This window comes from Hymenobacter psychrotolerans DSM 18569 (assembly GCF_900142395.1).
Lineage (GTDB): Bacteria > Bacteroidota > Bacteroidia > Cytophagales > Hymenobacteraceae > Hymenobacter > Hymenobacter psychrotolerans.
The window spans coordinates 17,686-31,511 of sequence record NZ_FRAS01000010.1 but is presented as its reverse complement, the minus strand read 5'-3'; the positions used below and the strand labels follow the sequence as shown (position 1 = coordinate 31,511).

The following is a 13,826-nucleotide window of genomic DNA, read 5'->3' as shown; positions in this document are numbered from 1 at the left end:
CGTTTCACGAATTCAACCTCCACGACGACCTGCTGGCCGGCGTGGACGCCATGAACTACCAGAATGCCACGCCCATCCAGGAGCAGGCCATTCCCAAAATCCTGGAAGGCAAAGACCTGATTGCCTGCGCCCAGACCGGCACCGGCAAAACCGCCGCCTACCTGCTGCCCCTGCTCGACAAGATTTCCCACGCCAAGCACGGCACCACTTCCACGCTGGTGCTGGTGCCCACCCGCGAGCTGGCCACCCAGATTGACGAGCAGGTGACGGGTTTCGGCTACTTCGTGGAAGCCAGCTCCATTGCCATTTATGGCGGCGGCAAGAGCGAAGGCTGGGAGCAGCAGAAGCGCGCCCTCACTTCCGGCGCCGACATCATCATTGCCACGCCCGGCCGCCTGATTGCGCACATGCAGATGGGCTACGTGAAGTTCGAAGACCTGAAGTATCTGGTGCTCGACGAGGCCGACAAGATGATGGACATGGGCTTCTCCGATGACATCCTCAACATTGTGCGGCAGCTGCCCAAAGAGCGCCAGACGCTGCTGTTCTCGGCCACGATGCCCAGCAAAATCCGCGACTTTTCGCAGCAGCTGCTCAAGAATCCGGAGGAAATCCGGCTGGCCGTATCCAAGCCCGCCGCCGGCATCGACCAGCAGTTCTACATGGCCTTCGACCGCCAGAAGATTTACCTGCTCGAGCACATCATCAAAACCCAGGACGTGCAGAGCATGGTGCTGTTTACGAGCCAGAAAGCGGCTGTAGGCGGTATTGTGCGGGCCATCAACAAGCTCGGCATTGAGGCGCGCGGCATCAGCTCGGACCGGACGCAGGAGGAGCGCGAGGAAATCATGCGGGCCTTCAAAAACAAGCAGTTCCCGATTCTAGTAGCCACCGATGTGCTGAGCCGCGGCATCGACATCGACTCGCTGAGCCACGTGGTGAACTACGACATCCCGCGCGCCGCCGAAGACTACGTGCACCGCATCGGGCGCACGGCCCGCGCGGCCACCAAAGGCACGGCCATCACCTTCATTTCCGACCAGGACCAGGACCGTGTCCTGAAGATTGAGAAGCTGATTGAGCGCGAAGTAGAAAAGCAGAGCATCACGGAGGCCATGGGCCTGGGCGAAGCGCCCGAGTTCGACCCCAAACGCTTCAGCGGCCTGCGCGGCAAGATTGGCGGCCGGCCAGAGCGGGGTGCCCGTTCCGGCGGCAGCGGCGGAAGCCGCGACCGGGGCCCACGCCCCGAAGGTGGTGGCCGTTCCGGCGGCCGAGAAGGCGGCCGCCCGCCCCGCGCCGATGGCAAGCCCGATGCCGACCAGCAGGCCCGCATTGCCAAGGCACAGGCTGCTTTGGCCGCCCTCGATGCCGGCCAAGCGCCCGCCCAGCCCTACCAGCGCCCACCCCGCGAAGACCGCCCGGAAGGCAGCGAATCCCGGACCCGGCGCGAGCCCCGCGCTCCACGCCCCGAAGGAGAAGCCCGCCCCCCGCGTGAGCCGCGTGCTCCGCGCCCACCCCGCGCCGAAGGGGAACAGCCGGAAGGCGCCGCCCCACGGGCCGAAGGCGAGCAGCCGGATGGCCAGCGCCGCCGCAAGCGTGGCGGCCGCAACCGGGGCGGGCGTGGGCCCCGGCCGGAAGGCAGCGTCCCGGCGCCTGCAGCCGCCGCCCCGGCCTCACCTAGCGCTGAGTAAGCACAGCCCCAAAAAGCCTCCGCTCATCAGTGGGGGCTTTTTTATGTACCGTCCTGCCGGGACGCCTGCCGCAGCTACTTTGTGCCAGGTAGTGCGCTAACGGGCATTGGAACTTATATTTATCTTGTGCGGGTTGCCCGCAGCAGCGATATACAGGCCTTTTTTATTCGGTTCTATCAGCAGTAGCAGTATCGTAACGCGGAGTTAATGGAACGAGAAGAGGAGAACTTTGAGGCGCTGAAAGCCGAAAATGCCCGTCTGCAGGAAACCATTGCACGCCAGCAGGCCGAGCTGGACCTGCTGCGCACCCGGCCGCTTCCGCCGCTGCCTGCTGCCTTATCGGCCCGGCCCGGGCTGGAGTATCTGGCCCCGCTGGTTCGGCTGCTGGAAAACGTGTTTTCATCGGTGCTGCTGACCGATCCGCAAAGCCATATTCTGTGGCTGAACCAAGGCTTTATGCGGCTCTGTGGCTGCACGCTGGATGACATAGCCGGGCGGCTCATCAAAGATGCCCTGCCCCACTACTGGCCCGATGAGCCCACGGCCGCGTATGTCGAGCAGTGCCGGGCCCAGAGCCTGCCGTATGAGTTTGAAGGCCCCAACCCGAACCAGAAAAGCCCTGTACGCTGGATGCGCGTGAAAGCCCAGCCGCTGCTGAACGCGCAAGGCCAGGCCCTTCTCTACATCAGTATGGTTGAGGACGCCACCGAGCAGCACGTAGCCCGGCAGGCGCTGTTCGAAAATGAGCAACGCTTCCGCAAGCTGATTGAGAAAGCCCCGGGTGCGCTCTACGAGTGGCGCGAAAACTACGACGGCACCTACTACGCCACCTACGCCAGCCCGAAGTTCCGGGAGCTGTTCGGCATCTCGCCCGACGAAGTGCTCCGGATACCGGAATACATCTACCCCGATGACCGCGAGCAGTGGCGGCGGTCGGTGGAGGAAGCCAACCGGCAGCGGATTCCCTGGGAGTTTGAGGCCCGGATGCTGGTGCCGGGGCAGCCGCTACGCTGGTGGCGCGCCTACGCCCTGGTGTCGGATCAGGATGACAACGGGCTGGTGTACCGGGGCATTATGCACGAAACCACGGCGGCCGTGGTGGCGCAGGAGCTGGTGCAGGCCAGCAACCAACGGTGGCGCACTGCCATGGAAGGCGTCGGCAACCACACCTGGGAGTATAACCTGCACACCCAGCAACTCCTGATTTCGCAGAAGTACCGCGACCTGCTGGGCCACGTTCCCGGCACCAACACGCAGTCGGCGGTGCTGCCTTACCTGGCCAACATCAGGGCGGAAGACTGGCAGGCTTCCGAGCAGGCTTTCCAGGCATACGCCAACGGCGAAACCGACTTATACTCCGTTATCTATCAGCTCACTGATGCGCAGGGAGAAGCCATCCGGATCCTGGCCCGGGGCCTGATTACGGAGCATGACGAGCACGGCCACCCGCTGATCCTGACAGGCACCTACACCGACATCACGGAAATCACGAAGGCCAACCGGGCCCGCGAGGCGTCGGCGCTGCGCCTGGCCAGCACCATTGCCAGCCTGCAGGGAGCGGTGCTGCTCGAAGACGAGAACATGAAAATCATTCTCGCCAACGAGGCGTTCTGCCGCATGTTTCAGCTGCCCCACCCACCCGAACAGCTGGTGGGGGCCGACTGCCGGGAACTGGCGCAGCAGGCTTACGTGGCTTTCTGCGACGAGCAGGGCTTTCTGCGTCGCGTTGATTCTATCCGGGAGCAGCGCCTGACGGTAAAAGAGGAAACCCTGACGCTCAAGGACGGGCGCGTGTTCAGCCGCGACGCGACGCCCATTTACGTGCAGGACGAGTACATCGGCTTTCTGTGGAAGTACGAGGACATTACGGAGCGCACCACCGAGGCCGTTGCGCTCCGGCGGCGCGAAGAGAAATACCGCAGCATTCTGGAAAACCTGCGGCTCGGGCTGCTGGAGATAAACGTAGAGAAGCAGATTGTTTTTGTTAACCAGAGCTACTGCGACATATCGGGCTACCGCGCCGACGAGCTGCTGAACGCGCCCATGTCGATAATAAAACCGGCGGAGGGCAGCCAGCATGTGCCGCAGGAAAAGTGGGCGCTACGAGCCGCCGGCGTTGCCGATACCTACGAAGTACCCATCAACACCAAAGCCGGCGACATCAAATGGCTGATAGTGAGTGGCGCCCCGCTCTACAACGACGAAAAACAGTACATCGGCTCGATTGCGGCGCACCTGGACATCACGCACCAGAAAGAGCTGGAAATCAAGCTGCGCGAGGCCAAACAGCTGGCCGAGGAGTCGGCGCAGGCCAAGGAGCTGTTTCTGGCCAACATGAGCCACGAGATTCGCACGCCCATGAATGCCATTCTGGGCATGAGCCAGCTGCTGGCCAAAACGCCCCTTTCCGGCCAGCAGAACGAGTATTTGCACGCTATAGCCACGTCGGCCGGCAACCTGCTCGTCATCATCAACGATGTGCTGGACCAGTCCAAGATTGAGGCGGGCAAAATGACCATTGAGCACATCGGGTTTGATGTGCGCCAGGTGTGCCGGCAGGTAGAAAAAACGCTGCAATACAAAGCCGAAGACAAAGGCCTGAGTCTGCAGGTACACGTAAGCCCCACTATTCCGCCAGTGCTGCTCGGCGACCCGCACCGCATCACGCAGGTGCTGCTGAACCTGGCCGGCAACGCCATTAAGTTCACGGAGCAAGGCACTGTCCGGATTTCCTGCGAGGCGCTGAGCCGCACCGATACCGAGCTGGAAGTGGAGTTCCGCATCCGCGACACGGGCATCGGCATTTCGCCGGAATACCAGGCCAGCCTGTTTCAAAACTTCAGCCAGCAGGATGCTTCTGTGTCGCGCAAGTTTGGGGGCACGGGCCTTGGGCTAAGCATTTCCAGAAAGCTGGTGCTGCTGATGGGCGGCCAGATTCGGCTCGAAAGTGAGCTGGGGCACGGTACCACCAGCATCTTTTCCCTGCGCCTGCCGGTAGGCTCGCCCGCCCACCTGCCCCGCCCCGAGCTGCTGGCCAGCCCCATAGACCTACGGGAAGCGTTGCGCGGCCGGCGTGTGCTGCTGGCCGAAGACAACGAATACAACCGCCTGCTGGCCAAGTCGTTTCTGGAGCAGGCCGGTATGCAGGTGCAGGAAGCCGAAAACGGGGCGCTGGCCGTAGCAGCCCTGCAACAGCACGCGTTTGATGTGGTGCTGATGGATGTGCAGATGCCGGTGCTCAACGGCCTGGACGCTACCCGGCAGCTGCGCAAACAAGGCATCCTTACGCCCATTATCGGCCTGACGGCCAATGCCATCAAAGGCGACAACGAAAAGTGCCTGGCCGCAGGCATGAACGACTACCTGTCGAAGCCCTTTCTGGAAATCCAGCTGCTGACCATCCTGCACGAGTGGCTGCCCACCCCAACGGGCCCAACGTCGCCGCTTTATCAGCTCAGCGGATTGCGGGAAATGGCTGGCCAGGATGAGCAGTTTGTGGCCTTCATGGTCAGCACTTTCCTGAAAAGCGGCGCCAAGACCTTAGCTAACCTGCGCGCTGGCCTGGCGCACCACGACCTGAACGCGCTGAAAGAAGCTGCCCACGAAATCAGGCCCAGCCTGGCCCATCTGCAGGTTCAGACTCTGCTGCCCCTATTCACGCAGCTGGAAAACTGGCCGAACGACTTGCACCGGCCCGCGCTGGCGGCGTTGGTGGAGGAGATAGAGCGGCGCCTGGGCCAGGTGCTGCAGCAGATGCGCCAGGATTATGGCGCAGCTGAAGGCGGCAGTAGCGCAAACCAGTAGCCTGCTACTGCCCTTCTGCCAGATGCAGATAGGAAGCCGGCACTTCATCGGTCAGCCACACACCATTGTCGGCGCGGTAGAAAGCGTGGCCGCCGGAGTGCATTTGGGCGGCGTCTATGGTCAGAATCACGGGGTGGCCGTGGCGGCTCCCTACCTGCCGGGCCGTGGCTACGTCGGCGCTCAGATGCACCTGCTGGCGGCTCATCTTCCGTAGGCCTTCGCGCATAATCTGCTCGTGGTGGCGGGTAGTGGTGCCGTGGTAGAGCACGGCCGGCGGCACCACCGGCTCGTAGCCCAGCGCTACCTGCACGGAATGCCCCTGGCTGGCCCGGATGCGTTGCTGGTCATCGGAGAAGCGGAAGCGCTGCTTGGCGTTGGTTTCCACGATGTGCACCAGGGCTTCGCGGGTAAGTGGCACCTGGTGCGCCTGCGCCTGACGCAGGAGTGTGTCCACTTCCACCCAGCCGTGCTCGTCCAGCGTCAGGCCGAGGTGGGCCGGATTGTGGCGTAGCACCAGACTCAGCAGCTTGCTGAGGCGGGTAGTTTCTTTGTCGGAGAGCATAGCGTCGTTGCTACAGCACCTGCCCTACTCCGAACAGCAGCGTAAACACCAGCGTGGTGAGGGCCATTTGCTTGAGGAGCGGGTCGAGTTGCATGGAGTCCTGGCGCTGCCACACGGCGCGAGCATTGCGCAGCAGCAGCGGCGCCGAAAGCACAAACAGCCACTGCCACGGCGAATGATACGTGAGGGCCACATACACCACGGCGCACCCAAAGCCCAGCAGCAGCAGCAGCCAGTGGTAGCGGCGCGCCCGCACCGGCCCCAGCCGCACCGGGATGGTAATTTTACCGGCCAGCTCGTCGGAACGAATGTCGCGGATATTGTTGACGTTGAGCACAGCCGTGGCAAAGCAGCCCAGCGCAGCCGCGGGCAGCAGCACCGGCAGCGGCAAGGCGCGGGCCTGCAGGAAATACGTGCCGCACACGCCCACCATCCCAAAGAAAACGAATACTGACACGTCGCCGAGGCCGGCATAGCCATAGGGCTTAGCGCCGGCCGTGTAGTTTACGGCTGCCCAGATGGCGGAAAGCCCCAGCACGAAAAACGTGGCAAAAATCCAGACGCCGCCCGTGCCCAGCGCCACCCACAGCAAAGCCAGCCCGCTCAGCAACGAAAGCGCCCCGAACACGCCCATGCCTTTTTTCATCTGCTGCGGCGTGATGGCGCCACTCTGCACGGCACGTTGCGGCCCTTCGCGGTGCACACTGTCGGCGCCGTTCTGCGAGTCGCCGTAGTCGTTGGCGAGGTTGCTCAGGATCTGGAGCAGAATGGTTGTAAGCGCGGCCAGGGCCACTACTTCGCCCCGAAACTGCCCGTAGCTGGCGGCCAGAAACCCACCTGCCATAATGCTGGCCAGGGCCAGCGGCAACGTGCGCGGCCGAAACGCGGAAAGCCAGGCTTTAGCGGAAAATACGGGAGCAGCGGGGGTGGCAGAAGACGACGCCATAGAAAAAAAGGAAGAAACAGCCGGGAAAGCACAGCCTCACCGGGCGGCCTGACAGTGAGGCAAAGGTACGGACTAGGCCGGCTCGATGGCCGCAATCCGCGCCGCCGTCAGCTCCGAGAAATGCCCCACTACCAGGTCGGCGTGGCGCAGGTCCTGCAGCAACGAATGCTCGCTCTGGTACCCGATGCAGTAGATGCCCGCCGCTTTGGCCGCCGCCACGCCGTTGGTCGAATCCTCAATCACGACGCACTGCCGCCGGGGCACGCCCGACAAGGCCGCGGCGTGCTCAAATATGGCCGGATCGGGCTTGGAGCGCGGAAAATCCTCCCCGCTGACGAGGTGGGAGAAGTACGGATTCAGCGCGAAGCGCTGCATCACCCGGTCGATGGTAGCGCGGGAGGCGGAGGAAGCCAGCACCAGCTGTATGCCGTGCTGGTGCAACTCCTCAATCAGCTGGCGCACGCCGCCCAGCAGCTCTAGGTCGGGCTTCTCATCGAAGGCGCGGTTGAAAAACTCCCGCTTGCTCATCACCAGCTCCTGCACCGGGTGTTGCAGGGCGTGCTTGTCTTTGAGGTGCTGGTAAACGTTCTTGGTGGAGCGGCCCGTGAAGCCGGCGTATTCGTCGTCGGACACCTCGATGCCCAACTCCTCGAAATGGCGGTAATACGCGTACCGGTGCACCGGCTCGGTATCAACAATGACGCCGTCCATGTCGAAAATAACGGTGCGTATCATAAGGGCGGGGTAGAATTTGGCGGCGAAGGTAGAACCTCGCCGCTTGCTGATGGTAAACGCCACGGCCTGCCCCGGCGCGCTGCTGCCAGCACAACCGAAACAGGCCGCCGCAACATCAGGAAAGTCTTATTTCAGGATGGCCGCCACCAGCTCCTCGCTCATGGGTTTCACCTTCGACGGGTAAAACGCTACCACGCGGCCCTGCTCGTCCACCAGGTACTTGCAGAAATTCCAGCTCGGGGCCTCTCCCACCGCGCCGTTTCGCGACTTATCGGCCAGGAACTTATAAAGCGGTGCGGTGTCGTCGCCCTTCACCGACACTTTGCTGAAGAGCGGGAACGTCACGCCGAAATTCTTCTCGCAGAAGCTGGAAATCTGCTCGTTGGTGCCCGGCTCCTGCCCGCCGAAATTATTGGCCGGGAAGCCCAGCACCGTCACTTTGCTGCCGTGTTTCTTGTACAGCTCTTCCAGCTCCTTGTACTGCGGGGTGTAGCCGCACTCCGACGCCGTGTTTACAATCAGCAGCTTCTTACCTTTGTACTGGCTCAGCTTCACCGGCTTGCCAGTGATGTCGTTGACGGTGAAATCGTAGACGGTGCCGGTAGCCGGGGCGGTTGTTTCGGTAGCCATGGGAGTGGTGGAAATACTGGAGAGATGAGGAAATGACAGGCTGCCGGCCAGCAGTGTGCCCAAAATCACGAAGGCTTTCATAAGAAGAGCAGTAACTACACCGCGGCCAACTGGCTTCGGCAAGAGAAAACACGGCACCGCAGTCCGGTGTTGCGTCAAACCACAACAGTGGCAGAATGTTGGGGGCTACTCCCCGGTCCGGTGCGCAAATTGCCGGAATTTTACACAACCTCGTACGTCAATCCCCGAAAAGCCCCTACTTTCGGCCATTGGCGACCTTCACTTTACCACACACTGCCCATGCGTAGGACTCTCTATTCGGTCATTACCGGAACAGGCAGCCATATTCCTTCCCGCGTTATTCGCAACGCAGACTTCACCGCATCGTCTTTCTTTGATGCCGACGGGAAGCCGCTCACCAAGCCGGGTGCCGAGATAGTAGAACGATTTGCTCAGATAACTGATATCCAGGAACGCCGCTACGCTGAAGACGACCAGGTGACTTCCGACCTGGCATTTCTGGCGGCGCAAAACCTGTTCAATTCCTGCGGCGCCGACCCCGAACAACTGGACTACATTCTGGTGGCGCACAACTTCGGCGACGTGTCCAGCCACAACCGCCGCTCCGATTTCGTGCCTTCGCTGGCGGCTCGTGTCAAGCACAAGCTGGGCATCGAAAACCCAAAAACCGTTGCCTACGACCTGCCTTTCGGCTGCCCCGGCTGGCTGCAGGGCGTCATTCAGGCCGATTATTACCTGCGTTCCGGTGATGCGAAGCGCGTGCTGGTAATCGGGGCCGAAACCCTTTCCCGCGTCTGCGACCCGCACGACCGGGACAGCATGATTTACGCGGATGGGGCCGGCGCCGTGCTGCTCGAAGCCCGGGAAAGCGACACGCCTATCGGGATTCTGGCCCACGGCTCCCGCTCCGATACTATCCAGGCAGCTCATTTGCTGCGCATGGACAAATCGTATAACCCGGCCTACACCGGGGAGGAGCTGTTCCTGAAAATGGAAGGCCGCAAGCTCTATGAGTATGCGCTCAAAACCGTACCTCAGGCCATCAAGGACACGCTGGACAAAGCCGGGCTGCCCATCGGCAGTATGCACAAGCTGCTTATCCATCAGGCCAACGGCAAGATGGACGAGGCCATTCTCAAGCGGCTGTACGGCCTCTACGACCAGGCCACCGCACCGGCCGGCGTAATGCCCATGACCATTTCCTGGCTCGGCAACTCGTCGGTGGCGACGCTGCCCACATTGCTGGATCTAATTCTGAAGCACCAGCTACCCGAAAACGGCATTGCGCCCGGCGACAACCTCGTGTTTGCCTCTGTGGGAGCCGGCATGAACTGCAACGCTGTGGTATACCGTATGCCGGCATAAGGATGCATGCACATAAAAAAGCCCGTCCCGCTTTAGAAGTGGGACGGGCTTTTTTGTGGTTGCTATAGTGCTACCGAACTACGTCGTGCGGGGTGTGAGCCACTTTTCCAGCGCTACGGGCTGGTAGGCCAGCATTTCGTCGAGCAGGCCGTTGGGGCTGGGGTTGCTGAGCAGCTGGTTGCGGTTTTCGCGGCGCAGCAGGCTTTCGTCGGCCATGTGGTCGAGGGCGCGGAGCAGGTGGTCGTAGAAGCCGGCCACGTTGAGCACACCGATGGGCTTTTTGTGCAGGCCCAGCTGGCCCCAGGTCAGCACTTCAAACAGCTCTTCCAGCGTACCATAGCCGCCGGGCATGGCCACAAAGCCTTCGGCCAGGTCGGCCATCATCAGCTTCCGCTCGTGCATGCTCTTCACGATGTGCAGTTCCGTGACGCCCCGGTGCTCCACTTCCTTGGCCACCAGGAAGTCGGGAATCACGCCGATAACCTGGCCGCCGTGCGCCAGCACGCTGTCGGCTACGGCCCCCATCAGGCCCACGCGGCCCCCGCCATACACGAGCGTCATGTTCCGCTCGGCCAGTACGCGGCCCATTTCCTGAGCCTGCTGGGTGTACAATTCGTTGGTGCCGGCGCTGGCGCCGCAATACACAGCTACGCTTTTCATATAACGCTGAGTTGTTGACAAAAGAAAAACAGCAGCAACGCCCGATATGGCGTTGCTGCTGAGAAGAAAGGGATTCTGTGCCTGAATCAGGCTTACATACGCTCCGGCACCTGAATGCCGAGCAGGCCCATGCTGGCCTTGATGGTCTGGCCGGTCTGGGCCGAAAGGGCCACGTAGAAGGCGCGGGTAGTTTCGTTGGGTTCCAGGAAAATCCGGACTTCTGCGTAGAAGCGGTTGTAAGCGCGGGCCACCTCGTAGGCATACTGCGCCACCACAGCCGGCGAGAACGTGCGGGCAGCTTCCTGCACCACGCTCTGGTAGCGGCCCAGCTCCTGCACCATCTCCCGCGCCGCAGCCGGCAACTCGGTGAGCGTGCTAAGATCAGCGTCCGAAGAAATACCCATTTCGGCGGCTTTGCGCATGATGGCGGCAATCCGGGCGTGCGAGTACTGGATGAACGGCCCCGTGTCGCCTTCCAGCTTCACCGACTCTTCGGGATTGAAGAGCATGCGCTTCCTGGGGTCGACTTTCAGCAGGTAGTATTTCAGCGCGCCCAGGCCCAGCATGTGGTAGAGCTGGCCGAGCTCGTCGTCGGAGAGGCCTTCGGTTTTGCCTTTTTCGAGGGTGGCGGCTTTGGCGGCTTCCACCACTTCGCGCACCAGCTCGTCAGCGTCTACCACGGTGCCTTCGCGGCTTTTCATCTTGCCCGAGGGCAGATCCACCATGCCGTAGCTGAGGTGGTAGATGGCATCGGCGTAGGGCTTGCCCAGCTTCTTAAGCACCGCCTTCAGCACCTGCATGTGGTAGTTCTGCTCGTCGGCAATGACGTACACGCTCAAATCGTAGCCGAAATCCTGGTACTTCAGCTCGGCCGTGCCCAGGTCCTGGGTGATGTAGACGCTGGTACCGTCGGCGCGGAGCAGGAGCTTCTCGTCGAGGCCTTCCTCCTTGAGGTCCACCCACACCGAGCCGTCTTCTTTCTTGAAGAACACGCCTTTCTGCAGGCCTTCCTCTACCCGCTCCTTGCCCAGCAGGTACGTGCCCGACTCGTAGTAATACTTGTCGAAATCGACGCCGATGTTCTGGTAAGTAGCATCGAAGCCCTCGTACACCCAGCCGTTCATCTGGCGCCAGAGGCTTACCACTTCCTCGTCGCCGGCCTCCCAGGCGCGCAGCATGTCCTGGGCTTCCAGCATCATCGGGGCCTGGCGCTTGGCCACGTCGGGCAGCACGCCTTCGGCTTCCAACTGGCGCACCTGCTCGCGGTAGTGCTTCTCAAACAGCACGTAGTATTTGCCGGCCAGATGGTCGCCCTTGATGCCGGCGCTCTGCGGGGTTTCGCCGTGGCCGTACTGCTGGTAAGCCAGCATGGATTTGCAGATGTGAATGCCCCGGTCATTGACGAGGTTGGCTTTCGTGACGGTGGCGCCGGTAGCTTTCAGAATCTCGGCCACCGAGTAGCCGAGGAAGTTGTTGCGCAAGTGGCCCAGGTGCAGCGGCTTGTTGGTATTCGGCGACGAATACTCTACCACCACGTTCTGGGGGCCACCGGTGGGGATGGGCGCGCCGGCCGGCGCCTGGCGGAGCGCATTGAAGACGTTCACCCACTCAGCATCGGCAATTTCGAGGTTGAGGAAGCCTTTTACCACGTTGTAGCCCGATACCAGCGGCTCGTTGGCTACCAGCCACTCGCCCACGGCCTGCCCAATCTGCTCGGGGCCTTTGCCCAGCGCCTTGGTGAACGGGAACGTGACGAGTGTAAACTGCCCCGCAAATTCCTTGCGGGTGGGCTGCAGCGTAAGTTGAGCGGCGGGCACCTCGGTGCCGAATACATGCGTAATAGCTGCCCCAAGGGCCGCTTTGAGGGTTTGTTCGAGTTGTTGCACGGAAAGCAGAATGCGGAGGATGAAGCCGGCTGCAGGCTTCGGAATAAGTCGATTTCAGGCGGAAGCAGCGGAAGGGCGTAAGCATCTGCCGGGCCGGTAGCAGCGCGCCTCGCGTGGAAGCGTACCGGCTCACCTGCGCCAGCCGAAGCCTACGCTACATTCGTCGCCAAAGAAGCTGCCAAAAAACCGGTTTCATAAGCACTTAGCGCTGCAGCCACGCCGGGCCGCTGCGGCTACAAAGGTAGAAAGCCCGGCCGGAAGCCACCGGAAAAAGTTGCCGCCCGCAAGAGCAGCCCCGCCAGGTCACCGGCCAGACCTACCGGCGCTTTTCTGTGACATAGTTATGTCACACCTGTGACATAACTATGTCACGGTGGTGACATCACTATGTCATCAGCGGCTCACTACTTCCTCCATACGCAGCCGGTTCTGAATGGCGTCGGTGGCGGCTTCCAGAATATCGAAGGCGTTGGTCGCCATGGTGTTCATATTGTCGAGCGTGGGGTTGATTTCCACCATCTCGAAGCACACCACCCGGTCGTTGTCGAGCAGGGCGCGGCACAGGCTGATGGCTTCTTCCACGTTCAGGCCGTCTACCACGGGCGTGCCGGTGCCTTTCGAGAAGCGCGAGTCCAGCGAGTCCACATCGAAGCTGATGTAGACCATGTCGCAGAAGCGCAGCCGCTCATAAATCTCGCGGGCCACCTGGCGGGTACCCTTGGCCTTCACTTCGTCGAGCTTGTAATTTTTGATGCCCAGCCGCTCTATTACGGCGTCTTCCTCAGCCTCCGTATCGCGCACGACAACGTACACGAGGTGCTCGGGCGCGATTTTGGGGCCCGGCTCGCCGAGGTTTTTCAGCTTCTGCCAGAAAAACTCGGTTTCGGGTTCCGGCTGGTTGCGCTGGCACTCGCGGTTGTCGTCGCCGAGGCTGATGGACAGCGGCATGCCGTGCATGTTGCCCGAGGGCGTGGTGTAGGGCGAGTGAATATCGGCGTGGGCGTCTATCCAGACTACGCCCAGCGTTTTGTGCGGATAGGCCGCCTTGATGCCCGCAATAGTGCCGGAGGCGTTGCTATGGTCGCCGGCCAGCACCAGCGGAAACTCGCCGAAGCGGAGCGTCTGCTCCACGGTGCTGGCAATATTTTTCTGCACTGTATAGACAGAATCGATGTGCTTGGCCTTCGGAAAATGGTTTTTCTCGAAGAGCACGTGGTTCAGGTCCGGCACATTCACCGAGTTGAACCGACGGAAGTAGTCGGACCCTTTGTTGAGGCAGGCCACTTTCAGGGCATCTACGCCCATACTGGCACCACGGGTCCCGGCTCCCAGCTCGGAGCGGACTTCCAGAAGCTTAATGCGTCGCATATTACATTGGCAGGAAAAGGGTTAGGGTGGTTCTGATGCTTGCCGATTGAGCGGGTGGGAATTCCTCTCAGGCTTGACGCGCGCGGACCCTCCGGCGCAACCAACGAACAAAGCACAACCAAAACCCCCGCGAGGGGGTATCTTTGCACCGCAAGTTC

10 protein-coding genes are annotated in these 13,826 nt (G+C 61.6%); 3 read left to right on the top strand and 7 right to left on the bottom strand.

The features are described 5' to 3' along the window. Positions 1-50: 50 nt before the first annotated feature. Positions 51-1,691, top strand: coding sequence for a DEAD/DEAH box helicase (locus BUE15_RS10445; RefSeq protein ID WP_073284586.1), 1,641 nt, complete (start codon positions 51-53; stop codon positions 1,689-1,691). A 207-nt stretch (positions 1,692-1,898) separates the two neighbouring features. After that, complete coding sequence (locus BUE15_RS10440) at positions 1,899-5,495, top strand: PAS domain S-box protein (RefSeq protein WP_073284265.1); 3,597 nt, start codon at positions 1,899-1,901, stop codon at positions 5,493-5,495. 4 nt (positions 5,496-5,499) lie between these two features. Here the strand turns inward: BUE15_RS10440 and BUE15_RS10435 are convergent, their stop codons facing one another. The 4 genes from BUE15_RS10435 to BUE15_RS10420 all read right to left on the bottom strand — a co-directional run bounded on the left by BUE15_RS10435 (position 5,500) and on the right by BUE15_RS10420 (position 8,449). Continuing rightward, a complete protein-coding gene (locus BUE15_RS10435; RefSeq protein ID WP_073284262.1) occupies positions 5,500-6,057 on the bottom strand; it encodes an RNA 2'-phosphotransferase in 558 nt (185 codons plus the stop codon). Between the two features lie 10 nt (positions 6,058-6,067). Further along, positions 6,068-7,003 carry a 1,4-dihydroxy-2-naphthoate polyprenyltransferase gene (locus tag BUE15_RS10430; protein ID WP_073284259.1) on the bottom strand — a complete coding sequence of 312 codons (936 nt, stop codon included), beginning with the start codon at positions 7,001-7,003 and terminating at the stop codon, positions 6,068-6,070. A 72-nt stretch (positions 7,004-7,075) separates the two neighbouring features. Next, positions 7,076-7,738: an HAD family hydrolase gene (locus BUE15_RS10425; protein ID WP_073284583.1), complete on the bottom strand. Its 663-nt coding sequence runs from the start codon at positions 7,736-7,738 to the stop codon at positions 7,076-7,078. Between the two features lie 126 nt (positions 7,739-7,864). Next, entirely contained in the window at positions 7,865-8,449 is a 585-nt protein-coding gene (locus BUE15_RS10420) for a glutathione peroxidase (RefSeq protein ID WP_073284256.1), read from the bottom strand. A 219-nt stretch (positions 8,450-8,668) separates the two neighbouring features. Between BUE15_RS10420 and BUE15_RS10415 the strand changes: the two genes are divergently transcribed. Next, positions 8,669-9,754, top strand: a complete 1,086-nt coding sequence (locus BUE15_RS10415; RefSeq protein ID WP_073284252.1) for a 3-oxoacyl-ACP synthase III family protein — start codon at positions 8,669-8,671, stop codon at positions 9,752-9,754. Between the two features lie 78 nt (positions 9,755-9,832). Here the strand turns inward: BUE15_RS10415 and BUE15_RS10410 are convergent, their stop codons facing one another. The 3 genes from BUE15_RS10410 to rocF form a co-directional block, all read right to left on the bottom strand. Beyond that, entirely contained in the window at positions 9,833-10,414 is a 582-nt protein-coding gene (locus BUE15_RS10410; RefSeq protein ID WP_073284249.1) for an LOG family protein, read from the bottom strand. Positions 10,415-10,506: 92 nt separating this feature from the next. After that, positions 10,507-12,300 carry an arginine--tRNA ligase gene (gene argS / locus BUE15_RS10405; RefSeq protein ID WP_073284246.1) on the bottom strand — a complete coding sequence of 598 codons (1,794 nt, stop codon included), beginning with the start codon at positions 12,298-12,300 and terminating at the stop codon, positions 10,507-10,509. Positions 12,301-12,693: 393 nt separating this feature from the next. Beyond that, on the bottom strand, positions 12,694-13,668 hold the full coding sequence (gene rocF, locus BUE15_RS10400; protein ID WP_073284243.1) for an arginase: 975 nt from the start codon (positions 13,666-13,668) through the stop codon (positions 12,694-12,696). Positions 13,669-13,826: the final 158 nt, after the last annotated feature.

Bases quoted from the DNA above. Each gene is read 5' to 3' on its own strand.
- BUE15_RS10415 (WP_073284252.1), top strand. From the start codon at position 8,669: ATGCGTAGGACTCTCTATTCGGTCATTACCGGAACAGGCAGCCATATT.
- BUE15_RS10435 (WP_073284262.1), bottom strand. From the start codon at position 6,057: ATGCTCTCCGACAAAGAAACTACCCGCCTCAGCAAGCTGCTGAGTCTG.
- BUE15_RS10410 (WP_073284249.1), bottom strand. From the start codon at position 10,414: ATGAAAAGCGTAGCTGTGTATTGCGGCGCCAGCGCCGGCACCAACGAA.
- BUE15_RS10425 (WP_073284583.1), bottom strand. From the start codon at position 7,738: ATGATACGCACCGTTATTTTCGACATGGACGGCGTCATTGTTGATACC.
- BUE15_RS10440 (WP_073284265.1), top strand. From the start codon at position 1,899: ATGGAACGAGAAGAGGAGAACTTTGAGGCGCTGAAAGCCGAAAATGCC.
- rocF (WP_073284243.1), bottom strand. From the start codon at position 13,668: ATGCGACGCATTAAGCTTCTGGAAGTCCGCTCCGAGCTGGGAGCCGGG.
- BUE15_RS10420 (WP_073284256.1), bottom strand. From the start codon at position 8,449: ATGAAAGCCTTCGTGATTTTGGGCACACTGCTGGCCGGCAGCCTGTCA.
- BUE15_RS10445 (WP_073284586.1), top strand. From the start codon at position 51: ATGAACTACCAGAATGCCACGCCCATCCAGGAGCAGGCCATTCCCAAA.
- BUE15_RS10430 (WP_073284259.1), bottom strand. From the start codon at position 7,003: ATGGCGTCGTCTTCTGCCACCCCCGCTGCTCCCGTATTTTCCGCTAAA.